This is a genomic window from Streptomyces sp. SCSIO 75703, assembly GCF_036607905.1.
GTDB lineage: Bacteria > Actinomycetota > Actinomycetes > Streptomycetales > Streptomycetaceae > Streptomyces.
The window spans coordinates 4,494,124-4,520,053 of sequence record NZ_CP144555.1; the positions used below are offsets into that span (position 1 = coordinate 4,494,124).

Genomic DNA, 25,930 nt, shown 5'->3' on the forward strand with positions numbered 1-25,930 from the left:
GGGCGGGATCTGGGCGAAGGAGGAGTGCCGCCGTACCCTTGGGGGTATGGGCTTGGGAAGACGATTCCCGGACACAGCTCCGCCGCACACCGTGGTCCCACCCATAAAGGACAAAAACGCCGAGACAGTCATGGCCGGTCACGAATTCTTCGAACCCGCGGACCGTAAGCGGCCCGTCGCCGAACCGACGGCGGCCGAGCCCCTGGCGGCCGAAGACCCACGCCAGTTGTGCGACCCAGCCTTCAAGCACGGCGTCGTCGTCGGATTCGACGGCTCCACCTCCAGCGAGCGCGCGCTGGCCTATGCCATCGGCATGGCCCGCCGGCTGGGGGCCGGACTGGTCATCGTGCACGTCGCCAACCGCCTGCCCACCACGGTGTGGGCGGGGTGCGAGCCCCCCGTCTTCGTCGACGTCCCGGACCACCGCACCGAGGTGCTCGGGCTGGAGCTGGCCTGTGCGGACCACCTCTCCGAGGTGCCCTGGATCCTGGTCGAGCGCGGCGGCGACATCTGTCACGAACTGGAGGAGGTCGGCCGCGAGTACGAGGCGGACGCGATCGTCGTCGGTTCCAGCCACGGCGTCGTGGGCCGCCTCTTCGGCTCCGTGGCCGGGCGCCTCGCCAAGCGGGCCCGCCGCCCCGTGGTGGTCATCCCGTAGCGGGCACCCGTCCCCCCGCCCGGCGTCCTGCGCGGCGCGCCCGGGCGGGGTCCGTACGGGCCCCGGCGGGCCGGGGGTTACTCGACCGTCACCGACTTGGCGAGGTTGCGGGGCTTGTCGATGTCCCGGCCGAGCGCCAGCGCCGTGTGGTAGGCGAGGAGTTGCAGCGGGATGCCGAGCAGGATCGGGTCCAGCTCGTCCTCGTTCTTCGGGACCACGATGGTGTGGTCGGCCTGCTCCTGCTTCCGGTGCGCCACGGCGAGGATCGGGCCGCTGCGGGCCTTGATCTCCTCCATCGCCGCCCGGTTCTTCTCCAGCAGGTCGTCGTCGGGCACGATCGCCACCGTCGGCAGCGCCGGTTCGATCAGGGCGAGCGGACCGTGCTTCAGCTCGGAGGCCGGGTACGCCTCGGCGTGGATGTAGGAGACCTCCTTGAGCTTCAGGGACGCCTCGCGGGCCACCGGGTAGCCCCGGACGCGGCCGATGAAGAGCATCGAGCGGGCCTCGGCGCAGCGCGCGGCCAGCTTCTCGATCTCGTCCTCGCGCGCCAGGATCCCGGAGATCTGCTCCGGCAGCCGGCGCAGCCCCTCGATGATCCGGCGCCCGTCGCGCACCGACAGGTCGCGGGTGCGGCCCAGGTGCAGGGCGAGCAGCGCGAAGGCGACGGTCGTGTTGGTGAAGCACTTGGTGGAGACCACGCACACCTCGGGACCGGCGTGCACGTACATGCCCCCGTCGGCCTCGCGGGCGATGGCCGAGCCGACCACGTTGACGATGCCGAGCACCCGGGCGCCCTTGCGCTTCAGCTCCTGCACCGCGGCGAGCACGTCGTAGGTCTCCCCGGACTGGGAGACGGCGACGTACAGCGTGTCCGGGTCGACGACCGGGTCGCGGTAGCGGAACTCCGAGGCGGGCTCGGCGTCCGCGGGGATACGGGCCAGCTCCTCGATCATCTGGGCGCCGATCATCCCGGCGTGGTACGAGGTGCCGCAGCCGAGGATCTTCACCCGGCGCACCGCGCGCGCCTCGCGGGCGCCCAGGTTCAGGCCGCCGAGGTGCACGGTGGAGAAGCGGTCGTCGATCCGGCCGCGCAGCACCCGGTCCACGGCCTCCGCCTGCTCGTGGATCTCCTTGTGCATGTAGGTGTCGTGGCCGCCCATGTCGTACGAGGCCGCCTCCCACTCCACGGTGGTCGGCTCGGCGGTCGTACGGGTGCCCTCGGTGGTGTACGTACGGAAGTCGTCGGCCTTGAGCGTGGCCATCTCGCCGTCGCCCAGGGTGACTATCTGCCGGGTGTGGGTGACCAGCGCGGCGATGTCGGAGGCGACGAACATCTCCTTCTCGCCGATGCCGAGGACGACCGGCGAGCCGTTGCGGGCGACGACGATGCGCTCGGGGAAGCCGGCGTGCATGACCGCGATGCCGTAGGTGCCCTCGACGAGCCGGAGCGTGTCGCGGACCTTGTCCTCCAGCCGCGCCGCCTCGGAGCGGGCGATGAGGTGGACGAGGACCTCGGTGTCGGTCTCGGAGAGGAACTCGACGCCGTCCGCCTCCAGCTTGCGGCGCAGGTCGGCGGCGTTGTCGATGATGCCGTTGTGGACGACGGCGACCTTCTCGTCGGCCGACAGGTGCGGGTGGGCGTTGACGTCGGAGGGGGCGCCGTGGGTGGCCCAGCGGGTGTGGGCGATGCCGGTGGTGCCCTTGAAGCGGGCGGGGACCTTGGCCTCCAGGTCCCGGACCCGGCCCTTGGCCTTGACCATCCTCAGGCCGGCCGCCTTCGGCGACGTGACGACGATGCCCGCCGAGTCGTAGCCGCGGTACTCCAGCCGCTGCAGGCCCTCCAGCAGCAGCGGGGCCACGTCACGCTTGCCGATGTATCCGACGATTCCGCACATGTACCGGTTCTTTCCTCAGCCGTAGACGATGCGGCGCAACTGACGGAGCGTCAGCTCCGGCGGTGCCACCGCGCGGTACTTCAGATCCGCCGCGATCCGCTCGAAGATCGTCGCGTTCACCAGGCCCTGGGCCTGGAGTTCGCGGTGGCGGCGACGGACGTACTCCTCGGTCGTCTCGTCGAAGTAGGCGAGCACGTCCTGGACCACGCGCAGCGCCTCGCCCCGGCTCAGCGGGGTGGACCGCGTCAGGTGGTCAACGAGTTCGTCGTGCACCCGGTAGATCCTGAGGGCAGGGAGGGGGGATCCGCAAGAAGCCTGCCCGATATCGGGCAGGAACATCGCGAAGGCTCCGTCCAATGCCACGTGACGGCGCTCACATGCGGCGCAGGACCGCCTGCTTGGCCTGGGTGAACTCCTCGTCGGTCAGCACCCCCGCGCGGTGCAGCTCGCCCAGTTCCCGCAGTCGCCGCAGCAGCGCGTCGTGGTCGTCCCCGGCGCCGGCGCCCGGGGCGGGGCCGGGGCCGGGGCCGGGGCCGGCGCCCGGACCGGTGCCGGACGCGGTGCCACCGTCGCCCCCCGGGCCGGCGGCCGGCGGCGTCGCCGCCGTGATCTCCCGCGGCCGGGACCGCCCGGCGGGCGCCGCCGACGGGTGCGGCAGCCGGGCCTGCACGGCCGCGGCCACCAGCGCCATCAGCGGGTCCTTCTTGAACCCCCACAGCTCCACCGCGTTGGGGTCGTACTTCGGCGGCATCTTGTCCGGCGCCGCCCGCACGGTGAAGCGCAGGTAGCCGTTCTCCAACCCCGACGTCGGCTGCCACTCCACGCCGACGATGTCCTCCAGGGGCAGGGTGCGCGGTCCCGTGGCGGACTTGGCGCTCTCCGCCTGCCACCGCCACTCCAGCCGCACGCGCTCGCCGTCGAAGCCCGCGGTGCCGTCCCCGGCCGACACCGACAGCGGCACCGCCGGGCCCGCCAGCAGGAAGGCGTCCACCGGCCCGGAGGGCACCTCCTCCAGCAGCAGCGCGTTGCGCACCTCCGCCACCAGGTACTCCGCGACGCCGTACCGGTCGGAGTCCACCGTGAGCTGGTACGGGTCGTGCGGTTCGGCCAGCCGGCCGCCCGCCACGTGCAGCAGCGGGTCCGCGCCGTCGCGCAGCCGCAGCCGCAACCGCCCGGACCGCCGGCCCTGTTCGAACGAGATGCCCGCCAACGCCCGCAGCGGGACCAGTACTTCACCCAGCTCCCGGCGGAGCAGCCCGACGGACTTGTCCCGTCCGGGCGTCAGTCGCAGGGCGTCGCCGTCGAAGACCCAGGTGCCGTCGCGCTGGATGATTTCCGTCATGCGGGCATTGTTCCACCGCCGCCGGGGAGGGCGTGGTGCGCGAACCCGGCCTCCGGGCACCGCTGCGGGGAAACCGGCCCCGGCGCGGTGGACGGGCACCCCGGAGGACCGTCTCCGGGGTGCCCGCCGGTCCGGTGCGGGCAGGGTGATGTGCCACACGTACGCGGCCCGGCGCCCGCCCCGCGCGCGGGGTCCGGCCTCCGCGGACACCGCCTCCGGGGAGCGTTCCCGGGCGCCCGGGCGCGGCGGCGCCCGTCCCCGTCCTCCCGCTCGCGGGCACGGAGCCGAGGGCCGCGTGGCGCGCGCGCCCGGCGGGCGGGGCGGCCCCGGGCCGGCCTCCGGGTGTGCTCCGGTGGCGCGGTCAGCCGACCTTCTCGGCCTTCTCGATCGCCTCGGCCAGCCCCTCCAGCAGCGGCGCGCACTTGGCGTAGGACAGGATCGGCTCGGCGGAGCGGGGGATGACCTGGCCGGCCCGGACGGCGGGGAGCCGCTTCCAGGTGGCCTCGGTGATGTCGGCGGGCTGGATGGCGGAGGAGCGGTCGTCCATGATGATGACGTCCGCCGGGTAGGTGTCGACGTTCTCCCAGCTCAGGCTCTCGAACCAGCCGCCGGTCGCCTTCTTGGCCGCCGCGGGCGGCTCGACGAGGTTCACCCCGAGGGCCTTGAAGTACTCCAGGTCCACCGAGAGGTCGCTGCCGGAGACGTAGAACAGCTCGGGACTCGCCGAGCCGGCCAGCACCCGGATCTCCGGCCGGGCCCTGGCGGCGGCGCGCAGCCGGGCCGCCGCGTCCTCGAAGCGCTTCCTCGCGGCCGTCGCCGCCGGCGCCTCCAGGTCGGCGCCGAGGGCCCCGGCCAGCTCCCACACGCGGCGCAGCGGTTCGGTGAGCTGCCGGTCGTAGACCGAGACGGCGAGGCTCGGCGCCAGTTCGGCGATCTTGTCCTTGGACTCCTCGGGTACGGACCACAGGGTGCCGGCGGTGTCGTAGGTGACGGTGAGGAGCAGGTCGGGGGCGAGGGCGGCGTACCTCTCGACGTTGAGTCTGCCCCACTCGTTGCCGAGCACGGTGACCTCGGTGACGTCGAGGTCGCCGGCCTGGACGTCGGGCGTGCCGTCCCTGGTGGTGGTGGGGCCGAACACGCCCTTCACGCGCACCCCGTAGTCGTGGAGGGCGGCGGCGACGCCGGTGAAGGCGACGAGTGACGCCGGCCTCGCGTCCAGCCTCACGGTGGTGCCGCGGTCGTCCGTGAAGGACCAGGGGCCCGTTGCCGCCCCGCTCGCACCCGGGCCGGCCGCGCCCTCCCCGCCGGTCCCGCAGGCGGGGAGGACGGCACCGAGGCCGAGGGCGCCGCCGGCGGCGAGGAGGGTGCGACGGGTGGGGCGGGCGTGGGGCATGGCGCGACTGCCTTCGAACAGGGCGGAACGTTCCACCGGACACTGAGGGGAGTGAGGTTAGCCTAACCTTACTTCCCTCAGTGTCCGGGGCCGCCCCGCCACCGACCGCCGGCTCGCGAGGCCCCCGGGCCCCGCAGTGTCAGCCCGTCAGCCCCAGCTCGCGGGCGATCAGCATCCGCTGCACCTCGCTGGTGCCCTCGCCGATCTCCAGGATCTTCGAGTCCCGCCACATCCGGGCCACCGGGTACTCGTTCATGAAGCCGTAGCCGCCGTGCACCTGGGTGGCGTCCCGGGCGTTGTCCACCGCGACGGTGGACGAGTACAGCTTGGCGAGGGCGGCCTCCTTCTTGAACGGCTCGCCCGCCACCAGCCGCGAGGCCGCGTCCCGCCAGGCCAGACGCGACGTGTGGGCCTTCATCTCCATGTCGGCGATCTTGAACTGGATCGCCTGGTTGGCCCCGATCGGCCGGCCGAAGGCGTGCCGCTCCCTGGCGTACTTCACCGACTCGTCCACGCAGCCCTGCGCCAGACCGGTGCCGAGCGCCGCGATGGCGATGCGGCCCTCGTCCAGGATGCGCAGGAACTGGGCGTAGCCGCGGCCCTCCTCGCCCAGCAGGTTGGCGGCCGGGACCCGCACGTCGGAGAAGGACAGCTCGCGGGTGTCCGAGGCGTTCCAGCCGACCTTGGAGTACGGGGCGGCCACCGTGAAGCCGGGTGTGCCCGACGGCACGATGATCGCCGAGATCCGCGGGCGGCCGTCGGGCTTGCGGCCGGTGACCGCGGTGACCGTGACCAGGCCGGTGATGTCCGTACCGGAGTTGGTGATGAAGCACTTGGTGCCGTTGATCACCCACTCGCCGGCCGACTCGTCCAGCCGGGCCGTGGTGCGGGTCGCGCCCGCGTCCGAGCCGCCGTCCGGCTCGGTCAGCCCGAAGGCGCCCAGCATCTCGCCGGAGCAGAGCCGCGGCAGCCAGGTCCGCTTCTGCTCCTCGGTGCCGAAGAGGTGGATGGGCATCGCGCCGAGCGAGACGCCGGCCTCCAGCGTGATCGCCACCGAGGAGTCGACCCGGGCCAGTTCCTCCAGGGCGAGGCCGAGGGCGAGGTAGTCGCCGCCCATCCCGCCGTACTCCTCGGGGAAGGGCAGGCCGAACAGCCCCATGCGGCCCATCTCGCGCACGATCTCGTACGGGAACTCGTGCCGCTCGTAGAAGTCGCCGATCTTGGGCGCCACGACGTCGTGGGCGAACTCCTCCACGGTGCGGCGGAGTTCCTCCAGTTCGGGGGAGAGCTTGTGGTCCATCGGTCACTGCTCCTTGTGGGAGTCGGCGGCGGAGCCGGAGAGGGCTCGTACGGTGCGGGACGGGCTGGGCCGTCCCAGCCGGTCGGCCATCCACACGCTGGTGGCGACGAGGCGGCCGAGGTCGACGCCCGTGTCGATGCCGAGCCCGCGCAGCATCCACACGAGGTCTTCGGTGGCGAGGTTGCCGGTGGCGGACTTCGCGTACGGGCAGCCGCCCAGTCCGCCGGCCGAGGCGTCCACGGTGGTGACGCCGTGCTCCAGCGCGGCCAGGGTGTTGGCCAGCGCCTGTCCGTAGGTGTCGTGGAAGTGCACGCCGAGGACGCCGGTGGCGATCCCCGCCTCGTCCAGCGCGGCCAGCAGGGCGCGGACGTGACCCGGGGTGGCCACGCCGATGGTGTCGCCGAGGCTCAGCTCGTCGCAGCCGAGGTCCACCAGGGCCCGGCAGACCCGGACCACCCGGGCGAGGGGCACCGGGCCCTCCCAGGGGTCGCCGAAGCACATCGACAGGTAGCCCCGCACGTGCCCGCCGGCCTCCTTGGCGCGGGCCACGACCGGCTCGAACATGGCCAGCGCCTCGTCCACCGAGCGGTTGAGGTTGGCCCGCGCGAAGGACTCGGTGGCGCTGGCGAAGACGGCCACGCGGCGGGCGCCGAGCGCCAGCGCCCTCTCCAGCCCCCGTTCGTTCGGCACCAGCACCGGCAGTTCGGCCGGCACGTCCGCGAGCAGCGGGAACAGGGCCTCGGCGTCGGCCAGTTGGGGCACCCAGCGGGGGTGGACGAAGCTGGTCGCCTCCACCGTGGTCAGCCCCGCCCCGGCGAGCCGGCGGATGAACTCCGCCTTCACCTCGGTCGGGACGGTCGCCGCCTCGTTCTGCAGCCCGTCGCGGGGGCCGACCTCGTGGACGCGGACCCGGGCGGGCAGGCCCGGCGCCGGTACGGCCATGGGCAGCGCGTCGGTGCTCATGCGCCCGCCTCCTCGTCCCCGAGCGGAGCGATGACGGCCAGGACCTGGTCCATGGCGACCGTCGTGCCGGGCGTGACGTCCAGTTCGGCGACGGTGCCGGCGTGCGGGGCGCAGATGACGTGCTCCATCTTCATCGCCTCGACGACCAGGAGGCTCTGCCCGGCGCTCACCTCGTCGCCGACGGCGGCCTTCACCACCGTCACCGTGCCCGGCATGGGCGCGGTCAGGGAGTCGGCGCCCGCGTGGGCGGCGCGGTTCAGCGAGGCGGCGACCGGATCGTGGTCGCGCACCTGCCAGGCGTCGCCGTCACGGCCGATCCAGGAGCCGTCCGGCAGCGCGGCGAGGGTGTGGGCCACCCCGTCGAGCCGGACCGTGTACCGCGGGCCGCCGCCCGTGCGCACCGCGGTGAGCGCCGAGGCCCGCGAGGGCCGCTCCGCGCCGTCCGCGAGCAGTTCGTACCCGCCGTCCGCCGTCTCCCGCACCCGCACCGTGACCGCCTCCCGGCCCGGCACCCTCAGGTGGTGCCGTGTCCAGGCCCGTTCGCCGCCGAGGCGCCAGCCGTCGGCCGCCGCGAACGGACCGCCCGCGCCGCCGTCGTCGCCGGCCAGGGCCGCCTGCCGCAGCAGCGCCGCCACCGCGTACACCTCGTCCGGCACCTCGTCGGTGACGAGCGTCTCCACGTCCCGCTCCACCAGGCCCGTGTCCAGCTCGCCGGCGAGGACCGCCGGGTGGGCGAGCAGCCGGCGCAGGAACCCGGCGTTGGTCTGCACGCCCAGCGTCACCGTCTCCGCCAGCGCCGCCCGCAGCCGGCGCAGGGCCGTGGCCCGGTCGGGCCCGTGGGCGATCACCTTGGCCAGCATCGGGTCGTAGAGGCTGCCGACCTCGGTGCCCTCGTCGAGTCCGGAGTCGGTGCGCACCCCCTCGCCGTGCGGCTCGTGCAGCCGCAGCACCGTGCCGCCCGAGGGCAGGAAACCGCGCGCCGGGTCCTCCGCGCACAGCCGCGCCTCGACCGCGTGGCCGCTCAGCCGGACGTCCTCCTGCGCGAGGCCCAGCCGTTCGCCCGCCGCGACCCGGAGCTGCCACTCGACCAGGTCCACGCCGGTCACCAGCTCGGTCACCGGGTGCTCCACCTGGAGCCGGGTGTTCATCTCCATGAAGTAGTACGCGGACGGGTCGCCACCGGGGACGATGAACTCGACGGTGCCCGCGCCCCGGTAGCCGCAGGAGCGGGCCGCCTGCACGGCCGCCTCGCCCATCGCGGCCCGGGTCGCCTCGTCCAGGAGGACGCTCGGCGCCTCCTCGACGATCTTCTGGTGCCGGCGCTGGAGCGAGCACTCGCGCTCGCCCAGGTGCAGCACGTTCCCGTGGCCGTCGGCCAGCACCTGGATCTCGATGTGCCGGGGCCGGTCGACCCACCGCTCGACCAGGAGCGTGTCGTCGCCGAAGGAGGCGCGGGCCTCGCGGCGGGCGGCGGCGATCTCCTCGCCCAGCGCCGCGGCGTCCCGCACCAGCCGCATGCCCTTGCCGCCGCCGCCCGCCGAGGGCTTCAGCAGCACCGGCATGCCGATCTCCCGGGCGGCCTCGGCGAGCTGCGCGTCGCTCAGCCCGCCGCCGCTGGAGCCGGGCACCACCGGCACCCCGGCCGCCCGGACCGTCTCCTTGGCGCGGATCTTGTCGCCCATCAGGGCGATGGCGTCCGCCGGCGGGCCGATGAAGACCAGCCCCGCCTCCGCGCAGGCCCGCGCGAACTCGGCGTTCTCGGCGAGGAAGCCGTACCCGGGGTGCACCGCCTGGGCCCCCGTCGCGCGGGCGGCCTCCAGCAGCCGACCGGCCGACAGATAGCTCTCCGCGGCCGGCGCCGGGCCGATCCGTACCGCCGTGTCGGCCTCCCGGACGTGCCGGGCGCCGGCGTCGGCGTCCGAGTGGACGGCCACCGAGCGCACCCCCAGCGCGCGCAGCGTCCGGATGACGCGGACGGCGATCTCGCCCCGGTTGGCGACCAGCACCGTGTCGAACATGCGTCCCGTGCTCCCTGTCTGTTCCATGGGTCCCCTCCTCACATCCGGAAGATGCCGAACCGGGGCTCGCCCAGCGGCGCTCCGGCGCACGCGGTCAGGGCGAGGCCGAGCACCCGGCGGGTGTCGAGGGGGTCGATGATCCCGTCGTCCCAGAGGCGGGCCGTCGCGTAGTAGGCGTTGCCCTGGCGCTCGTACTGGGCGCGGACCGGGGCCTTGAACGCCTCTTCCTCCTCGGCGGGCCACTCCTCGCCGCGCGCCTGCATCTGGTCCCGCCGGACGGTGGCCAGCACGGAGGCCGCCTGCTCCCCGCCCATCACGGAGATCTTGGCGTTCGGCCACATCCACAGGAACCGCGGCGAGTAGGCCCGCCCGCACATCGAGTAGTTGCCCGCGCCGTAGGAGCCGCCGACGACGACCGTCAGCTTCGGCACGCGCGTGGAGGCCACCGCGGTCACCATCTTGGCGCCGTGCTTGGCGATACCGCCCGCCTCGTAGTCCCGGCCGACCATGAAGCCCGAGATGTTCTGCAGGAAGACCAGCGGGATGCCGCGCTGGTCGCACAGCTCGATGAAGTGGGCGCCCTTCTGCGCGGACTCGGAGAAGAGGATGCCGTTGTTGGCGACGATCCCCACCGGGTGGCCGTGGACGCGGGCGAAGCCGGTGACCAGGGTCTGCCCGAACTCCTGCTTGAACTCGGCGAACCGGGAGCCGTCCACCACCCGCGCGATGACCTCCCGCACGTCGTACGGGGTGCGCGAGTCGGCCGGCACCACCCCGTACAGCCCGAGGGGGTCGGCCTTGGGCTCCACCGAGGGCAGCACCTCCCAGGGTGCCGCGCCCCGGCGGGGGAGCGTGGAGACGATGGTGCGCACGATCCGCAGGGCGTGCGCGTCGTCCTCGGCCAGGTGGTCGGTCACGCCCGACACGCGCGCGTGCACGTCGCCGCCGCCCAGCTCCTCGGCCGTCACCACCTCGCCGGTGGCCGCCTTCACCAGTGGCGGACCGCCCAGGAAGATCGTCCCCTGGTTCCGGACGATCACCGCCTCGTCGCTCATCGCCGGGACGTACGCCCCGCCCGCCGTGCAGGAGCCGAGGACGGCGGCGATCTGCGGGATGCCGGCGCCCGACATCCGGGCCTGGTTGTAGAAGATCCGCCCGAAGTGCTCGCGGTCGGGGAAGACCTCGTCCTGCATCGGCAGGAAGGCGCCGCCGGAGTCCACCAGGTACAGGCAGGGCAGCCGGTTCTCCAGGGCCACCTCCTGGGCGCGCAGGTGCTTCTTCACCGTCATCGGGTAGTAGGTGCCGCCCTTGACCGTGGCGTCGTTGGCGACGATCACGCACTCCCGGCCGCCGACCCGGCCGATCCCGGCGATCACCCCGGCGGCCGGGGCCTGCCCGTCGTAGAGGCCGTCGGCGGCGAGCGGCGCCAGCTCCAGGAAGGGCGAGCCGGCGTCCAGCAGCGTGTCCACGCGGTCGCGCGGCAGCAGCTTGCCGCGCGCGGTGTGCCGCGCGCGGGCCCGCTCGCCGCCGCCGAGCCGGGCCGCGGCCAGCTTGCCGCGCAGCTCCTCCACGAGGGCGCGGTGCGCCTCCTCGTTGGCCCGAAAGGACTCCGAGGCGGGATCGGCCGCCGTCGTCAGCTCCGGTGCCTCGTGCATCGTGCGGTCCCCTCACCCAGTGGTCGGCCGGTTAATGACCGTTAACGCATGTGCCTTCAGGTTAACGACCGCTAACCTCCCTGTCTACAATCGGTCGCATGACCACCAGAACCGACGCCCTCACCCGCCGCGAGCAGATCCTGAAGGAGGCCGCCCGCCTCTTCGCCGAGCGCGGCTTCCACGGGGTGGGCGTCGACGAGATAGGCGCCGCGGTCGGCATCAGCGGCCCCGGTCTCTACCGGCACTTCCCCGGCAAGGACGCGATGCTCGCCGAACTGCTCGTCGGCATCAGCGGCCGGCTGCTGACCGGCGCGAAGCGGCGGCTGGCGGAGGCGGACGGACCGGCCGGTCCCGGGGCGGTCCTCGACTCGCTGATCGAGGGGCACATCGACTTCGCGCTCGACGACCGCCCGCTCATCACCCTGCACGACCGGGAGCTGGACCGCCTCCGGGACAGCGACCGCAAGCTGGTGCGCCAGCTCCAGCGCCAGTACGTGGAGCTGTGGGTCGGGGTGCTCCGCGAGGTCTACCCCGGCGTGGCCGAGCCGAGCGCCCGCTCCGCCGTCCACTCGGTCTTCGGTCTGCTGAACTCCACCCCGCACCTGGGCCGCCCCGGCTCGCTGCCCGGCCGGGCGGTGACCGCCGGGCTGCTGCACCGGATGGCCCGGGGCGCCTTCGCGGCGGTGGCCGCCGAGTGACCGGGGTTACCCGCGGTGTGCTCTGGACGCCTTTCACTACCCACCGGTACGGTGGAGTCTGAGCAAGCGCTTAGACACGTACTCTGGAGGTGGCGCCGTGCGCCGTACGGTGTTCAACGAGGACCACGAGGCGTTCCGCGAGACCCTCCGGGCCTTCATCGAGGCCGAGGTCGTCCCCGTCCACGACGAGTGGTTCGCCGCCGGCCAGGCGCCGCGCGACTTCTACTACAAGCTCGCCGACCTGGGCCTCTTCGGCATCAACGTCCCCGAGGAGTACGGCGGCGCCGGACTGGAGTCGCACAAGTTCGAGGCGATCCAGTACGAGGAGACCGCCCGCGCGGGCGTCAGCTTCGGCGGCTCCGGCGTGCACGTCCTGCTCGCCCTGCCCTACCTCAAGATGCTCGCCACCGAGGAGCAGAAGAAGCGCTTCCTGCCGAAGTTCGTCTCCGGCGAGGAGATGTGGGCCATCGCCATGACCGAGCCGGGCACCGGCTCCGACCTCGCGGGCATGAAGTCCACCGCCAGGCTCTCCGAGGACGGCACCCACTACGTCCTCAACGGCGCCAAGACCTTCATCACCGGCGGCGTGCACGCCGACAAGGTCATCGTCTGCGCCCGCACCGCCGCCGCGACCCCCGAGGACCGCCGCCACGGCATCTCCCTGTTCGCCGTCGACACGAAGTCCGAGGGTTACTCGGTCGGCCGCAAGCTCGACAAGCTCGGCCTGCGCACCTCCGACACCGCCGAACTCGCCTTCGTCGACGTCAAGGTCCCCGTCGAGGACCTGCTCGGCGAGGAGAACAAGGGCTTCTCCTACCTCGGCGCCAACCTGCCCTCCGAGCGCTGGGGCATCGCCTTCGGCGCCTACGCCCAGGCCAAGGCCGCCGTCCGCTTCGCCCAGCAGTACGTGCAGGAACGCACCGTCTTCGGCAAGCCCGTCGCCGCCTTCCAGAACACCAAGTTCGAACTCGCCGCCTGCCAGGCCGAGGTCGACGCCGCCGAGGCGGTCGCCGACCGCGCCCTGGAGGCCCTGGACGCCGGCGAGCTGACCGCCGCCGAGGCCGCCAGCGCCAAGCTGTTCTGCACCGAGGTCGCCCACCGCGTCATCGACCGCTGCCTCCAGCTCCACGGCGGCTACGGCTACATGAACGAGTACCCCATCGCCCGTCTGTACGCCGACAACCGGGTCAACCGCATCTACGGCGGCACCAGCGAGGTCATGAAGATGATCATCGCCAAGGACATGGGCCTGTAGGGACGCGGCGGCCCGGGCGCGACGCAGAACGCCGGAGACGACACAGCCCATGAGCGAGGCACTCCACGCCCTCCTCGACCTGCTCGACCTGGAGCGGATCGAGGAGGACCTCTTCCGCGGCCGTTCCCGGGCCGCCGTCATCCCCCGGGTCTTCGGGGGACAGGTGGCGGCCCAGGCCCTGGTCGCCGCCGGGCGCACGGTCCCAGAGGACCGCCACGCCCACTCCCTGCACGCCTACTTCCTGCGCCCCGGCGACCCCGAGGCGCCCATCGTGTACGACGTCGACCGCATCCGCGACGGGCGCTCCTTCACCACCCGCCGGGTGGTCGCCGTCCAGCACGGCAAGCCCGTTTTCGGACTGTCGGCCTCCTTCCAGACCCCCGAGGAGGGCCTGGACCACCAGGCGTCCATGCCCGACGCCCCCGACCCGGCGACGCTGCCCACCTTCGAGGAACGGCTGCGCGAGTACCCGCACCTCGACCCCGGCGTGGCCGCGCGCATCGCCGAGGCCCGCGCCGCCGTCGACCTGCGCTACGTCGACGCACCCCCCTTCGGCGACTACGGCACCCCCCGCGAGCCCCGCTCCCAGGTCTGGTTCCGCACCAACGGCAAGCTGGAGGGCGCCCTCGACCGGCACCTCCTCCACGTCGTCCTCGCCACCTACGTCTCCGACATGACCCTGCTCGACTCCGTCCTGCTCGCGCACGGCCGCGGCGGCTGGGCCGTCGGCGACGTCGTCGGCGCCTCCCTGGACCACGCCATGTGGTTCCACCGGCCCTTCCGCGCCGACGAATGGCTCCTCTACGACCAGGAGTCGCCCTCCGCCTCCGGCGGCCGGGGCCTCGGCCAGGCCCGCATCCACACCCGCGACGGGCGCCTGGCCGTCTCGGTCGTCCAGGAAGGCGTGGTCCGCGTCCCCCGGTGACAGCGGTGGGCGCGGCCGGGCGGAGCGGCGGGCGGCGGCCCGGACGGCATACCGGCACCACCGACGGTGACCGTCGCCGGCCCCGGCCCGCCCCGGCGTCACCAAGGGCGTCGCGGGCACCGCCGGCGGCTCCGGCGCCCTGCCGCCGGGCCGCGCACCCGGTCGCCGACACCGTCACCGAGGCCCCGCCGCTCACCTCCCCGCGCCGCCCCCGCCGACGAGGCCCCCCCTCGGCCACGGCCCCGAGCGGTACCTCCGGGCGCCGCTCGCCGCCGGGGCCGGCTTCCGGGACAGGGCGACCGGGGCGGAGACCGGGCGGGCGGGACCAGCGGCGTCGCGGGAACGGTTCCCCGTGGTGCGCCGGGGCGACCTGGACCCGACACCGGGCCCGGCGTCGCGCCCGTCGCGGGGGCCCGGGGCGCTACGTGCCCAGGCCCGCCTGGGCCAGCAGGTACGCCGTCATCGGGTCGTAGTAGCGGGGGCTGACCACGTGGTCGTCCAGCGGCACCGTCACCTGCACGGTCCCCTCGGCCTCGGCGAGGAAGAGCGCCGGGTCGTTGCAGTCGGCGTACCCGACCGCGTCGACACCGTGCCGGCCGGCGTACCCCGCCCAGCCGTGGTCGGCGACGACCAGGTCCGGCAGCGGCCGGCCCGCCCGCTCCAGCCCGGTGAGGATGGCCCTCATCGGCTCCCCGGAGTGCGTGTGCCACAGGGAGGCGCCGTGCTCCAACACGGCCACGTCCGCGAACTGCATGACGTACCCCTCGTCCGTGGTCAGCCCCTCGGGGATCACCACGATCTCGCAGCCGGCGGCGCGCAGCGCGGCGGCCGTGGCCCGGTGCACGTCCAGCAGGCCCCCCGGGTGGCCGGTGGCGAAGAGCACCCGCTGCTCGCCGTCGGCCGCCTTGCGCAGCCGGGCGGCCATGCGCTCCAGGGCGTCCAGGGTCAGTTCCGGGTCGATGGTGTCCTGCCCGTACCGGTACTCCGGGTCGTCGTTGACGCCGACCCGCTCGGCCATCACCGCGAGCACGTCCTGCTCGTCGGTCCAGCGGTCGCCCAGCTCCAGGCCGAGCCAGAAGTGGCGGTCGCCGTTGGCCAGCTTCCGGTAGTGGGAGAGGTTGTTCTCGCGGGGGGTGGCGACGTCGCCCGCGATGCGCGTTCTGACGAGGTGTCCGGCCAGTTCGGCGCGGCTGGGTGTCCCGGGTATCGGCATGGCTCCATTGTGGGGCAGCGGACGGCGGGCGTCTCGCGGCGCCGCCCGCCGCCCCGCCCCGCCCCCGGCCGCGCGGGGCGGGGCGCGCGGCGGGTGGTCACCGGCGGCGCAGCGCGAACCACAACTCCATGCGGACGTCGGGGTCGTCCAGGTCGGCGTCGAGCAGCGCCGCGCAGCGGGCGATCCGCTGACGGACCGTGTTGCGGTGCACGGACAGGGCGACGGCCGTCCCCTCCCAACTGCCGTGCAGCGACAGCCAGGTCCGCAGCGTCTCGGTGAGCGCCGGTGCCCCGGCGAGCGGCGCGAGCAGCGCGCGGGCGTGCGCGTCGGCGTCGCCGTCCGGCACCAGGTCGGCGAGGGCGGGCCGGGCGCCGTGCCGGACCAGGGGGACGCGGGTGGCGCGGGCGCGGGCCAGCGCGCGCGCCGCCTGGGCGTCGGCTGCGGGCCACTCGTCCGGGGTGACGGCGGCGCTGACGCCGAGCGTCCAGCCGGGCTGGGGGCGGGGGCCGGTGTCCGTGCCGGTGCCGGGGGCGCGCGGCTCGGGCGGGCGGGGGCCGCGCGCCGGGTCGGGGCCGGGGCGCGGGCCGCGGGCGGGGTCGGGGGCCGGGCGCGGGCCGCGGGCGGGGCGCGGGATCGGTTCCGGGGGGATGCGCGGCCCCGGGCCGGCCCCCTCGGCCGGGCCCCGGCGGCAAGCCGTCCCCGTGCCCACCGCGTCACCTCCCTCCCCGGGCGCCGCGCCGGTCCCGGCCGTGCCGCCGCCCGCGCCCGTCCCCTCGTGGGTGCCGGGCCCGGTTTCCGCGCCCGGGTCCGGTGCGGTGCGCGTCGCCCGTCCCGGACCGGCCGGCGGACCCGGCTCCGGGGACGCCGGTACCGTCCCGGGGCCCGTCCCCGGGGCCGCTCCCGCCGGGATCAGGAGCCGTACGACGTCGTCCGCGCGGTCGATCAGGGGGGAGCCGAGCGCCGTGCCGAGGGCGGCGACCGTCGTGGCGTCGGGGACCGCGCGCCCGTCGGCACGGGCGTGGACCACGTACCAGCGGCCCCCGGCCGTGCCGTCCGCGCCCTCGGCGGGCTCGGGGAGCAGCAGCGGGGCGACCTCCTCCGGGCCGGCCCCCAGCAGCAGCCGGACCAGGGCCGAGGAGCGGCCGGCCCCCGAACGGCTGTGGTGCTCGCCGGTGAGCAGGGAGAGCAGCACCGCGGCGAGGGAGGTGATCGTCTGGTCCCCGGGCTCCCGCCGCTCCGCGGCGATCCCGAGCGCGAAACCCCGCCCCGTGCCCAGGGCGTACGCGGCGAGCCGGGTGCCGGCCACCGTGTCGCTGGCCGTGGCGGACGCCCGGCCGGTGACGTGGCGGGCCAGGTCCGCCAGCCCGCGCCGCACCGGGGCCGCGGGCTCGCGGCCCGCGGACGCGACCGGCGTCCCCCCGGGCCCGTGGAGCACCGCCCATCCGTCGAGCCGGGCGGCGAGCCGGCGCAGCACCGCGGGCACCGGGTCCGGCCGGGCCGCGGCGGCGGCCAGACCGCGCTGCGCCTCGGAGACCCGGCGCAGTTCGGCCAGCCGTGCCTGGGCCATGAGCTGCCACACCGCGCGGGCCACCGCCGAGAACGTCGTCCGCGGCGGCACCTCCACCAGCGCCAGCCCCCGCGCCTCGCAGGCCGCGCGCAGCGCCTCCGGCACGGTGTCGTGCACCGGCGCCAGCCCGAAGCCGAGGGCCGCCCCGCCCGCGGCGACGATCCGGGCCGCGTAGTCGTCGAAGTAGCCGTCCGGGACCGCCGCCGCCTCCGGGGCGTGGACACCCGCCGTCAGCAGCAGTTCCCCGCCGAGCAGGTACGGCAGCGGGTCGGCCATCTCCGAGGTGTGCACCCAGTGGACCGTCACGTCGGTGGCCGGCGGGCCGGTGAGCTGCCGCAGCCCGAGGTCCTCGCGGGCCAGCAGCGCGGCGAGCGGCACCGGGGGAGTGGGCGGCACCGGCGGCGCGGCCGGCACCGGGGGAGCGGGCGGCACGCACGCGCCCGGCACCGCCGCGCCAGGGGCGGGCCCGTCCGGCAGGGGGTTCGGGGGGGTCGCCTCCCGCATGATGGACGTTTCCTCCACTCCGGTATCCGTGAATAGAGGAAACGTACACTTCGCAGCCGCTTTTCGGCCACCTAGTGTCGGTGCGGACGCGACAGCGGGTACGGGCGGATGTCCCCGCGCCGCGTCCCCGGACATCCCCCGCAGCACGACACGTCACCGAAGCGCGCGAAGGAGGCCCCATGGCCGTCGACTACCTCGTGATCGTCGTCTATCTCGCCGGGATGCTGGTCATGGGCTGGTGGGGCATGCGCCGCGCCCGCTCCAAGAGCGAGTTCCTCGTCGCCGGCCGCCGGCTCGGCCCCGCCATGTACTCCGGCACCATGGCCGCGATCGTCCTCGGCGGCGCCTCCACCATCGGCGGCGTCGGCCTCGGCTACAAGCACGGCATATCCGGCGCCTGGATGGTCCTCACCATCGGCCTCGGACTGCTCGCCCTCTCCGTCTTCTTCTCCGCCCGCATCGCCCGGCTCAAGGTCTACACCGTCTCCGAGATGCTCGACCTGCGCTACGGCGGCAGGGCCGGCGTCATCTCCGGCATCGTCATGTGGGCGTACACCCTGATGCTCGCGGTGACCTCCACCATCGCCTACGCCACCATCTTCGACGTCCTCTTCGACGTGAACCGCACCCTGGCGATCGTCCTCGGCGGCTCCATCGTCGTCGCCTACTCCACGCTCGGCGGCATGTGGTCCATCACCCTCACCGACATGGTGCAGTTCGTGGTGAAGACCATCGGCGTGCTCCTCCTCCTGCTGCCCATCGCGGTCGTCAAGGCCGGCGGCTTCGGCGCCATGAGAGACCAGCTCCCCGCCTCGTACTTCGACCCGCTGGGCATCGGCGGCGAGGCCATCTTCACCTACGTGATGATCTACACCTTCGGCATGCTGATCGGGCAGGACATCTGGCAGCGGGTGTTCACCGCGCGCGGCGACTCCACCGCCAAGTGGGGCGGCACCGTCGCCGGCACCTACTGCCTCGCCTACGCCGTGGCCGGCGCCGTCATCGGCACCGCCGCCAAGGTGCTCTACCCGAACCTCGCCAACGCCGACGACGCCTTCGCCACCATCGTCAAGCACGAACTGCCCGTCGGCGTACGCGGACTGGTGCTCGCCGCCGCCCTCGCCGCCGTGATGTCGACCTCCTCCGGCGCCCTCATCGCCTGCGCCACGGTCGCCAACAACGACATATGGTCGCGGCTGCGCGGCGTCGTGCGGCCCGGCGCGGCCGACACGGACCACGACGAGGTCCGCGGCAACCGCGCCTTCATCCTCGCCATGGGCCTCGCCGTGATCGCCACCGCCATCGCCCTCAACGACGTGGTCGAGGCGCTCACCGTCGCCTACAACCTCCTCGTCGGCGGCCTCCTCGTGCCCATCCTCGGCGGACTGCTCTGGCGGCGCGGCACCGCGCAGGGCGCCCTCGCCGCCGTCGTCGTCGGCGGACTGGCCGCCCTCGGCCTCATGGCCGGCTACGGCATCCTCGCCACCGAGCCCGTCGCCTACGGACTCCCGGCCTCCCTCGCCGTCTACGTCGCCGTCTCCCTGGCGACCCCGCCGACCGACCCCGCCGTCCTGGCCGCCTGGCGCGACCGCCTCGCGGGCCGTGACGTGCCCCCGTCCGCCCCCGAAACCGCCCCCGAGCCCGCGCCGGCGCGACAGTAGAGTCGTACCGGCCGGCAGTACATACGTGACGAAGCGCCCGAAAGAAGGCAGTACATGAGCAGCAGCAACGAGACGCCGCGCGGTCCGGTCGACTCCTCCCGCATACCGCGCTACGCCGGCCCCGCGACCTTCGCCCGGCTGCCCCGCCTGGACGAGGTGGACCGCGCCGACGTGGCCGTGGTCGGCGTCCCCTTCGACTCGGGCGTCTCCTACCGTCCCGGCGCCCGCTTCGGCGGCAACGCCATCCGCGAGGCGTCCCGGCTGCTGCGCCCCTACAACCCGGCTCAGGACGCCTCCCCCTTCGCCCTCGCCCAGGTCGCCGACGGCGGCGACATCGCCGTCAACCCCTTCAACATCCACGAGGCCGTCGAGGGGATCGAGGCCGCCGCCGACGATCTCCTCGGCACCGGCGCCCGCCTGATGACCCTGGGCGGTGACCACACCATCGCCCTGCCGCTGCTGCGCTCGGTCGCCCGGCGGCACGGCCCGGTCGCGCTGCTCCACTTCGACGCGCACCTCGACACCTGGGACACCTACTTCGGGGCGGAGTACACCCACGGCACCCCCTTCCGGCGGGCGGTGGAGGAGGGCATCCTCGACACCGAGGCCCTCTCCCACGTGGGCATCCGCGGCCCGCTGTACGGGAAGAAGGACCTCACCGACGACGCGAAGATGGGCTTCGGCATCGTCACCTCCGCGGACGTCTACCGGCGCGGCGCCGACGAGGTCGCCGACCAGTTGCGCCAGCGCATCGGGGACCGGCCGCTCTACATCTCCATCGACATCGACTGCCTCGACCCGGCCCACGCGCCGGGCACCGGCACCCCCGAGGCCGGCGGCATGACCTCCCGGGAACTGCTGGAGATCCTGCGCGGACTGTCCTCCTGCAACCTCGTCTCCGCCGACGTCGTCGAGGTCGCCCCCGCCTACGACCACGCCGAGATCACCGCGGTGGCGGCCTCCCACACCGCCTACGAACTGACCACCATCATGTCCCGCCAGATTGCCGAGGCCCGCGCGAAGTGACCCACGACCACGACCTGGTACTCCGTCCCACCGCCGCCCAGACGGAGGCCGCGCTGAACCCTCCCCCCGGCCGCAACGGCGGAGACCTCGTCGTGGAGAGTCTGGCCGGGCTCGGCGCGACCACGGTCTTCGGACTGCCCGGCCAGCACGCCCTCGGCATGTTCGACGCGCTGCGCCGTTCCGACCTGCGGTACGTCGGCCTGCGCGTCGAGAACAACGCCGGTTTCGCCGCCGACGCCTACGGCCGGGTCACCGGCGAGGCCGCCCCCCTGCTGCTGTCGACCGGCCCCGGGGCGCTGACCTCGCTGGCCGCGCTGCAGGAGGCACGGGCGGCCTCCGCCCCCGTCCTGGCGATCAGCAGCCAGGTCCCGACGGCGGGCCTCGGCGGCGGACGCCACGGCTACCTGCACGAACTCCCCGACCAGGCCGCGTCCTTCCGCGGCGTGGTCAAGTCCGTCCACACGGTCCGCACCCAGTCCCAGATCCCCTCCGCCATCGCCGAGGCGTGGACGTCGGCGCTGACCGTCCCGCACGGCCCCGTGTGGGTGGAGATCCCGCAGGACGTCCTCCTGGCCGAGACCCCGGTCCCCGTGGTGACCGGCGGCGACGTCCTCCCCGGGGAACTGCCCCCGCGCCCCGAACTGACGGCGCTCGCCGCCGACCTGCTGACGCGCGCCGAGTGCCCCGCGATCATCGCGGGCGGCGGAGTCGTACGGGCGGACGCGTCGAAGAAGCTCCGGCAGCTCGCGGAACGCCTCCAGGCGCCCGTCGTCACGACCTTCGGCGGCAAGGGCGCCTTCCCCTGGGAGCACCCGCTCTCGCTCCAGTCCTGGCTGGAGGACCGGCACACCACCGACTTCCTGGAGGACGCCGACGTCCTGCTCGTCGTCGGCTCGGGCCTCGGCGAACTCTCCTCGAACTACCACACGTTCCGGCCCCGCGGCCGGGTCGTCCAGATCGAGGCCGACCTCGGCAAGCTGGAGTCCAACCACCCCGCGCTCGGCATCCACGCGGACGCCCGCCTCGCCCTCCAGGCCCTGCTGGAGACGGTGCCCGAGCGCACCGACCCGACCGCCCCCGACCGCGTCCGGGCCCTGCTGGAGCGGGTCCGCGCCCGCATCGACGCCCAGGAACTCACCCTGGAACGCGAGGTTCTGGCCGCCGTCCGCCGCGCCCTGCCGGACGGCTCCCCGTCCTTCTGGGACATGACGATCCTCGCCTACTGGGCCTGGTCGGCCTTCGATCCCAAGGCGCCCAACACCATGCACTCGGCGCAGGGCGCGGGCGGCCTCGGCTACGGCTTCCCGGCGGCCCTCGGCGCGGCCGTCGCCGACCCCACCCGCCCGGTGCTGGCGGTCTCCGGCGACGGCGGCGCCCTCTACTCCCTCGCCGAACTCGCCACCGCCCGCCAGTACGACCTGAACGTCACCTGGCTCATCGTCGACGACGGCGGCTACGGCATCCTGCGCGAGTACATGACCGACACCTTCGGGGAGGCCACGGCGACGGAGCTGGCCCGCCCCGACTTCGTGGCGCTCGCCGAGTCCTTCGGGGTGCCGGGCGTGCGGACCACCCCGCAGGCGCTGGAGGACGACCTCGCGCGGGCCCTTGCGGCACCGGGGCCCTCCGTGGTCGTCCTCCCGGCCGTCCTGCGGATGTTCGCGCCGACCCACCTGGGCTCGGGCCTGGGCTCGGGCTGATCACCCGGTCGACTGTCTCTGGTGACCGCCACCGAGAGCGTTCGCACGTTGCGGGGTCCTGTGGACGGCCCGCGTCAGCGGGAGCTGACGCGGCGACGGCACACGGGCACGAGACCGGCGACCATCGGGGACATCGACCACGACACGTCCCACCAGCCGGTGCTTGACTCGCCACCCGCAACACTCTGACCTGCATGTTCTTGGTCTGCTTATATGTCAGTGGCCGAGGTCCCCCCGCGTGCGGAGGGGACCGGTCCTGCCGCAGGTGTCGCCGCTGTCGTGAGGTGCGAGGTCAGGGGGCCGGTACTGCCACCGGGCGGTGTACGCGCAGGTCGCGTACCGACCCGAAGGTGAGAGACCGCACGGTGAGCCCTGGAGGGGGAAAGGAACTGCCGTGGAGGATTTGTTACGGGTCGTCGCGCGCCCGGCCGTTGCCGTGGACGAGGTGCTCGGCTGGCTGGGGAAGCGGGTCGGGGGCGAAGTCGCCGTGCTCGGGGCCGACGCGGGCGTGGAGTGCGGCACCGCCGCCTTTCCGGACGAGGTGCTCGGGGACGACGTGACGGCGCTCGCTCGCCGGGTGGCCGCCGGGCGGGTGGCCTCCGCCGTCACCGTCGGCGGGGCCTGGTCGGTGCGGCTGGAGCGGATCGGTGGCCGGCCGCCGTACCGGGTGCTGGTGGTGGCCGGCCACCGCGCGCTGGTGAAGGAGGAGGCCGTCGCCGCCTCCGGCGTGTGCGCGCTGCTGGATCTGCTGCGGCGGGCCGGGGAGACGGACGTCGCACGCCGGGAGTACGAACGCAAGGCCCGGCAGGTGGGGCTCGGGCTGTTCATGGCCCTGATGGCGGGGGACGCCATGCTGGCCCGGAGGATGTCGGGGGGCGCCCCGCCACCGCTGCTGGACTGCGAGCGGCTGCGCGTTCATCTGCTGCGGTGTGTGCCGGACGACCAGGACCGGCTGCTCCGGGCCTACCGGGACGCCTCCGGCTTCCACGGGCGGGGCCTCATGGTGCGCTGCCCCGTATACGACGAGCATCTGATCTGCCTCATCCCGGAGGGTGAGGGACTGGCCGGCGAACTGCGCGGCCTGGTCGGCGAGAACCGGAGGTACGCGCTGGGGATCAGCGCTCCGCTGCCGCCCGCCGCCACCGCCGAGGCGTACGAACAGGCCCGCCATGCCCTGGCGGTGGCCCGCAACGCCCCCGACCGGGTGGCCGGTTACCAGGGCCGGGAACCGCTGGACCGCCTGCTGCCGCCCGATGTGGCGATGGGGTGGGCCGACGCCTTCCTGCGGCCGATCGACTCGGCACCGGCGATGACGGTGGAGATCACCCGGCTGGCCATGCGCTTCCCCCGGGCCGGGGTGGCCCGGCTGCTCGGGATCAGCCGCAACACCGTCGCCGCGCACCTGCGCCGGGTGGAGAGCGCGCTCGGCGTGGACCTGGGGGACATCCGTACCCGGGCGGTGGTGGCGCTGGCGCTGGCCATCCTGGGACGCCACCGGGACACCGTGCCGGCGCGGCCCCTGCCGGCCGCCACGCTGGACGATCTCTTCGAGAGCCCGTCCGTGGCGTCCTGGGCCGCGTCCGCGCTCCAGCCGCTCGACGACCCGGCCCGGCCTCAGCTCCGTTCCACCGTGCGCGCCTGGTTGGAGGCGGGCGCCGACGCGCGGCACGCCGCCCGCCGGCTCGGCAACAGCCGTACCACGGTCACCGCTCGGCTGCGGGCCGCCGAACGCCTGCTGGACCGCGACCTGTTGGCGGCCGAGTCCGGCGTGCACGAGCTGTTGTACGCCTTCCACCACTGCGGGGAGATCCGGCTCGACGGGGCACCGTGACCAGCCGTCCGCCGTAGGGCCTGTGCACGGCGCACGGTCGAGGGGGCCGGGTGCGCACCGTGCACAGGCCGGGCCGGGGAACCGAGCGGTGTGCACAGTTGCCCGTCCTTCCGCCGGCCTTCGCGGGGCGCTGTACTCGGGGTTGCACGGCACGGTGGGAAGTCCCGGGGAGGGGCTGCCGGGCGGTGCGGGAGGGGACATCCCATGCTGGGAAAGAAGTTGGGGACCATACTCGTCGCGTCCACCGCCCTGGTGGCGGCGTTCGCGGCGCCGAGTGCCGCGGCGGGGCAGTCGGGCGTGTCGGGACAGGAGGTCCGAGTCCAGGCCAACCAGGTGCACATCTGGCAGAACCAGGTCGCTGTCCGCACGGCCAGGAGCACCGACTCCACCAAGAGCAAGATCGTGCGGAGGGTCGACAAGGGTTACCACAAGGCGAACTGCCAGCGGACGGGTGACCGGGTGACCGCCGAGGGTTACACCAACACCTGGTGGGTCTGGCTGACCGAGACGTCGCCGGGCAAGAAGAACGGCGGCTGGGTCACCGCGGTCTACGTGAGCGGCGGGGTCGACAACGGGAAGATCCCGGGCATCCCGACCTGCTGACCTGCCGGCTCCTCGGCGTGACGAGGGTTCGTGTCCACCGCGATCGCGGTGGACACGAACCGCGCGCCGGGGTCCGGCCTCCCCGATGTGCTCCCGGCTTCCTGGGAGCACATCGGGTTTTTCCGCTTGGCCCGTTACGGCCGGCACCTGCGGGTGGACCTCGGCCACCCACTCTTCACGCGGAGCAAGGGCCCACTGGTCAGCGACGTGCACATCCGGCGATCCGTCACCTCGGAAGGCTCACGACGCCGTCATCCGCACAGCGTCCAGGGCCAGGTGCGTCGGCCGGTGAAGGAGAGGGCGGCGAACGGCATCGCGGCGATCAAGGGCAACCAGCCGTCCGCGTCGGCACAGGCCGAGGCCCTGCGGTGGGAGCAGGTGCCCGTAGCGCGCCGTCTCCGAAGGCCGGAGCCGGGCGGCGGGAGTCCCGCTTGGCCAAGACCGCAGCCATCGCGGCGACCCCAGGCAGGATCGCCTTCCCGCACGCGCGGCCGGCCCCGCGCGTCCACCGGCGCCGCCAGGAGGACGACAACGCCGAGACCACCCGAGCGATCCGGGGCACCACCGACAGCCCGCTCCCGCCGGGAACCTGACGCCGCCCTGGGCGGTGACCGGTCAGGCGGACAGGTGGCCGTCCTTGACCGCTGTGACGAACGATGCCCAGCCGGCAGAGGGGAAGACCAGTGCGGGTCCCTGAGGGACCTTTGAGTCGCGGACCGGGACGCCGGTCGGGTAGGCGTCCAGGACCTCTATGCAGCTGCCGCCTTCGTTGCCGCTGTACGTCGACTTGCGCCAACCGTGCAGGGAGGAGGCGTTGGGGGTGGTGGGTTCATTCACGATGCTCGTAGTCCTTTGCTGTCGCCCTCATCAGGGTCAGTGACTCCTTGAGCGGCATTGCATCACCTAGCGCGAGATCGTAGGTGCCTTCAAGGCGGTCGACCATGGCGGGGGAGTCGTGAATCTTGCCCACCTGAATGCCTTCGGAGTACGCCACCGGCGGCTGATCCTCGAACTTGAGCAGGGTGAGCATGCTCTGCATGAGGGGGTGGACCCCCAGGCCGAAGGGCAACACGTGGACGCGTACGCGTCCTGATTCCACCAGCTTCACGATGTGGCGGAGTTGTTCCGCCATCACCTCCAGCCCGCCCACCACCCGCCGCAGCACAGCCTCGTCGAGCAGTGCCCACACTACGGGCGTCACCGGGTCCTTCAGGATCTTCGCCCGCTCAAGGCGTGTGACGACGAGCCTGTCACATTCCGCTTCACCCACTGGAGGGAACGAGGTGCTCAGGACCGCGCGTGCGTATCTCTCCGTCTGGAGGATGCCGGGGACGAACGACAGGGCGAACTCTCTGATCATCGTCGCCTGCTGTTCGAGCTGAAGGGCCGCCTCGAAGTACCCCGCGACAGCGGCGTCGTCGTCCGGCAGGAAGCTGCTGAGCACATCACCCGTGTTCAGCGCCCTGTCGAGGCGTCTCGCGTCCTCCTTGGACGGGGTGCGCCGGCCCGCCTCGATGTGCGCGATGTGCGAACGCGTCATGACGGTTGCGGTCGCCAGCTCCTGCTGCGTCAGCCCGGCCGCCTCGCGCTGCGCCTTCAACCACTCCCCATAGATGTTGCTCATCGTCAACTCCCGTGTGACAGATGCGTTGTCACATCCGACCCTCTGGCGAGCCTAGTCCGGCCCGTCTCACCCTGTGAGTGGATCGCTACACAGCGACGT

Annotated in this window: 22 protein-coding genes; 10 read left to right on the top strand and 12 right to left on the bottom strand. The window is 73.8% G+C overall.

Annotation, left to right across the window (positions count from 1 at the left end; genetic code table 11):
* Window positions 1–130 precede the first annotated feature (130 nt).
* Window positions 131–658, top strand: a complete 528-nt coding sequence (locus tag VM636_RS19775; RefSeq protein WP_030418340.1) for a universal stress protein — start codon at window positions 131–133, stop codon at window positions 656–658.
* A 77-nt stretch (window positions 659–735) separates the two neighbouring features.
* Here VM636_RS19775 and glmS read toward each other — a convergent pair whose 3' ends face one another.
* The 8 genes from glmS to VM636_RS19815 all read right to left on the bottom strand — a co-directional run bounded on the left by glmS (window position 736) and on the right by VM636_RS19815 (window position 11,224).
* Complete coding sequence (gene glmS / locus VM636_RS19780) at window positions 736–2,553, bottom strand: glutamine--fructose-6-phosphate transaminase (isomerizing) (RefSeq protein ID WP_030418339.1); 1,818 nt, start codon at window positions 2,551–2,553, stop codon at window positions 736–738.
* Window positions 2,554–2,568: 15 nt separating this feature from the next.
* On the bottom strand, window positions 2,569–2,826 hold the full coding sequence (locus VM636_RS19785) for a hypothetical protein (protein ID WP_030418338.1): 258 nt from the start codon (window positions 2,824–2,826) through the stop codon (window positions 2,569–2,571).
* 100 nt (window positions 2,827–2,926) lie between these two features.
* Window positions 2,927–3,895 (bottom strand): DUF4429 domain-containing protein, encoded by a 969-nt coding sequence (locus VM636_RS19790; protein WP_053913970.1) that lies wholly within the window; start codon window positions 3,893–3,895, stop codon window positions 2,927–2,929.
* Window positions 3,896–4,256: 361 nt separating this feature from the next.
* The gene (locus VM636_RS19795) at window positions 4,257–5,288 is read right to left on the bottom strand and encodes an ABC transporter substrate-binding protein (protein ID WP_338485246.1); all 1,032 of its coding nucleotides are present in this window, start codon (window positions 5,286–5,288) and stop codon (window positions 4,257–4,259) included.
* Window positions 5,289–5,427: 139 nt separating this feature from the next.
* Window positions 5,428–6,588 carry an acyl-CoA dehydrogenase family protein gene (locus tag VM636_RS19800; RefSeq protein WP_030418335.1) on the bottom strand — a complete coding sequence of 387 codons (1,161 nt, stop codon included), beginning with the start codon at window positions 6,586–6,588 and terminating at the stop codon, window positions 5,428–5,430.
* Window positions 6,589–6,591: 3 nt separating this feature from the next.
* Window positions 6,592–7,551 (bottom strand): hydroxymethylglutaryl-CoA lyase, encoded by a 960-nt coding sequence (locus VM636_RS19805; protein WP_030418334.1) that lies wholly within the window; start codon window positions 7,549–7,551, stop codon window positions 6,592–6,594.
* Window positions 7,548–9,569 carry an acetyl-CoA carboxylase biotin carboxylase subunit gene (locus tag VM636_RS19810; RefSeq protein WP_053913972.1) on the bottom strand — a complete coding sequence of 674 codons (2,022 nt, stop codon included), beginning with the start codon at window positions 9,567–9,569 and terminating at the stop codon, window positions 7,548–7,550. Before VM636_RS19810 ends, VM636_RS19805 begins: the two co-directional genes overlap by 4 nt.
* 38 nt (window positions 9,570–9,607) lie before the next feature.
* On the bottom strand, window positions 9,608–11,224 hold the full coding sequence (locus VM636_RS19815; protein ID WP_338485247.1) for a carboxyl transferase domain-containing protein: 1,617 nt from the start codon (window positions 11,222–11,224) through the stop codon (window positions 9,608–9,610).
* A 98-nt stretch (window positions 11,225–11,322) separates the two neighbouring features.
* Here VM636_RS19815 and VM636_RS19820 point away from each other — a divergent pair, with 98 nt between their 5' ends.
* The 3 genes from VM636_RS19820 to VM636_RS19830 all read left to right on the top strand — a co-directional run bounded on the left by VM636_RS19820 (window position 11,323) and on the right by VM636_RS19830 (window position 14,102).
* On the top strand, window positions 11,323–11,922 hold the full coding sequence (locus VM636_RS19820) for a TetR/AcrR family transcriptional regulator (protein ID WP_030418331.1): 600 nt from the start codon (window positions 11,323–11,325) through the stop codon (window positions 11,920–11,922).
* A 97-nt stretch (window positions 11,923–12,019) separates the two neighbouring features.
* A complete protein-coding gene (locus VM636_RS19825) occupies window positions 12,020–13,177 on the top strand; it encodes an acyl-CoA dehydrogenase family protein (protein ID WP_030418330.1) in 1,158 nt (385 codons plus the stop codon).
* 49 nt (window positions 13,178–13,226) lie between these two features.
* Window positions 13,227–14,102: an acyl-CoA thioesterase II gene (locus VM636_RS19830; protein ID WP_030418329.1), complete on the top strand. Its 876-nt coding sequence runs from the start codon at window positions 13,227–13,229 to the stop codon at window positions 14,100–14,102.
* A 421-nt stretch (window positions 14,103–14,523) separates the two neighbouring features.
* On the opposite strand, the gene VM636_RS19835 is transcribed toward VM636_RS19830, so the two are convergent.
* Entirely contained in the window at window positions 14,524–15,315 is a 792-nt protein-coding gene (locus tag VM636_RS19835; RefSeq protein ID WP_030418328.1) for a phosphatase, read from the bottom strand.
* 97 nt (window positions 15,316–15,412) lie between these two features.
* Window positions 15,413–17,386: a helix-turn-helix domain-containing protein gene (locus VM636_RS19840; RefSeq protein WP_338485248.1), complete on the bottom strand. Its 1,974-nt coding sequence runs from the start codon at window positions 17,384–17,386 to the stop codon at window positions 15,413–15,415.
* A gap of 179 nt (window positions 17,387–17,565) precedes the next feature.
* Between VM636_RS19840 and VM636_RS19845 the strand changes: the two genes are divergently transcribed.
* From VM636_RS19845 to VM636_RS19870, 6 genes are all read left to right on the top strand, one after another.
* Window positions 17,566–19,047 carry a sodium:solute symporter gene (locus VM636_RS19845; protein ID WP_053913973.1) on the top strand — a complete coding sequence of 494 codons (1,482 nt, stop codon included), beginning with the start codon at window positions 17,566–17,568 and terminating at the stop codon, window positions 19,045–19,047.
* 54 nt (window positions 19,048–19,101) lie between these two features.
* Window positions 19,102–20,073, top strand: coding sequence for an agmatinase (speB, locus tag VM636_RS19850; RefSeq protein ID WP_030418159.1), 972 nt, complete (start codon window positions 19,102–19,104; stop codon window positions 20,071–20,073).
* Window positions 20,070–21,773: a thiamine pyrophosphate-binding protein gene (locus VM636_RS19855; protein WP_338485249.1), complete on the top strand. Its 1,704-nt coding sequence runs from the start codon at window positions 20,070–20,072 to the stop codon at window positions 21,771–21,773. The genes speB and VM636_RS19855 overlap by 4 nt, the downstream gene beginning before the upstream one ends.
* A gap of 394 nt (window positions 21,774–22,167) precedes the next feature.
* Window positions 22,168–23,604: a helix-turn-helix domain-containing protein gene (locus VM636_RS19860; RefSeq protein ID WP_338485250.1), complete on the top strand. Its 1,437-nt coding sequence runs from the start codon at window positions 22,168–22,170 to the stop codon at window positions 23,602–23,604.
* Window positions 23,605–23,808: 204 nt separating this feature from the next.
* Window positions 23,809–24,207 (top strand): hypothetical protein, encoded by a 399-nt coding sequence (locus VM636_RS19865; RefSeq protein ID WP_030418162.1) that lies wholly within the window; start codon window positions 23,809–23,811, stop codon window positions 24,205–24,207.
* A gap of 431 nt (window positions 24,208–24,638) precedes the next feature.
* Complete coding sequence (locus VM636_RS19870; protein ID WP_158786365.1) at window positions 24,639–24,800, top strand: hypothetical protein; 162 nt, start codon at window positions 24,639–24,641, stop codon at window positions 24,798–24,800.
* Window positions 24,801–24,822: 22 nt separating this feature from the next.
* Here the strand turns inward: VM636_RS19870 and VM636_RS19875 are convergent, their stop codons facing one another.
* Window positions 24,823–25,044 carry a DUF397 domain-containing protein gene (locus VM636_RS19875; protein WP_053913975.1) on the bottom strand — a complete coding sequence of 74 codons (222 nt, stop codon included), beginning with the start codon at window positions 25,042–25,044 and terminating at the stop codon, window positions 24,823–24,825.
* Window positions 25,037–25,831: a helix-turn-helix transcriptional regulator gene (locus tag VM636_RS19880; RefSeq protein ID WP_053914000.1), complete on the bottom strand. Its 795-nt coding sequence runs from the start codon at window positions 25,829–25,831 to the stop codon at window positions 25,037–25,039. The genes VM636_RS19875 and VM636_RS19880 overlap by 8 nt, the downstream gene beginning before the upstream one ends.
* Window positions 25,832–25,930: the final 99 nt, after the last annotated feature.

Excerpts from the sequence above, each read along its gene's own strand:
- VM636_RS19795 (WP_338485246.1), bottom strand. The coding sequence starts at position 5,288 with ATGCCCCACGCCCGCCCCACCCGTCGCACCCTCCTCGCCGCCGGCGGC.
- VM636_RS19800 (WP_030418335.1), bottom strand. The coding sequence starts at position 6,588 with ATGGACCACAAGCTCTCCCCCGAACTGGAGGAACTCCGCCGCACCGTG.
- glmS (WP_030418339.1), bottom strand. The coding sequence starts at position 2,553 with ATGTGCGGAATCGTCGGATACATCGGCAAGCGTGACGTGGCCCCGCTG.
- VM636_RS19845 (WP_053913973.1), top strand. The coding sequence starts at position 17,566 with ATGGCCGTCGACTACCTCGTGATCGTCGTCTATCTCGCCGGGATGCTG.
- VM636_RS19775 (WP_030418340.1), top strand. The coding sequence starts at position 131 with ATGGCCGGTCACGAATTCTTCGAACCCGCGGACCGTAAGCGGCCCGTC.
- VM636_RS19815 (WP_338485247.1), bottom strand. The coding sequence starts at position 11,224 with ATGCACGAGGCACCGGAGCTGACGACGGCGGCCGATCCCGCCTCGGAG.
- VM636_RS19805 (WP_030418334.1), bottom strand. The coding sequence starts at position 7,551 with ATGAGCACCGACGCGCTGCCCATGGCCGTACCGGCGCCGGGCCTGCCC.
- VM636_RS19835 (WP_030418328.1), bottom strand. The coding sequence starts at position 15,315 with ATGCCGATACCCGGGACACCCAGCCGCGCCGAACTGGCCGGACACCTC.
- speB (WP_030418159.1), top strand. The coding sequence starts at position 19,102 with ATGAGCAGCAGCAACGAGACGCCGCGCGGTCCGGTCGACTCCTCCCGC.
- VM636_RS19830 (WP_030418329.1), top strand. The coding sequence starts at position 13,227 with ATGAGCGAGGCACTCCACGCCCTCCTCGACCTGCTCGACCTGGAGCGG.
- VM636_RS19840 (WP_338485248.1), bottom strand. The coding sequence starts at position 17,386 with ATGCGGGAGGCGACCCCCCCGAACCCCCTGCCGGACGGGCCCGCCCCT.
- VM636_RS19820 (WP_030418331.1), top strand. The coding sequence starts at position 11,323 with ATGACCACCAGAACCGACGCCCTCACCCGCCGCGAGCAGATCCTGAAG.
- VM636_RS19790 (WP_053913970.1), bottom strand. The coding sequence starts at position 3,895 with ATGACGGAAATCATCCAGCGCGACGGCACCTGGGTCTTCGACGGCGAC.
- VM636_RS19810 (WP_053913972.1), bottom strand. The coding sequence starts at position 9,569 with ATGTTCGACACGGTGCTGGTCGCCAACCGGGGCGAGATCGCCGTCCGC.
- VM636_RS19880 (WP_053914000.1), bottom strand. The coding sequence starts at position 25,831 with ATGAGCAACATCTATGGGGAGTGGTTGAAGGCGCAGCGCGAGGCGGCC.
- VM636_RS19865 (WP_030418162.1), top strand. The coding sequence starts at position 23,809 with ATGCTGGGAAAGAAGTTGGGGACCATACTCGTCGCGTCCACCGCCCTG.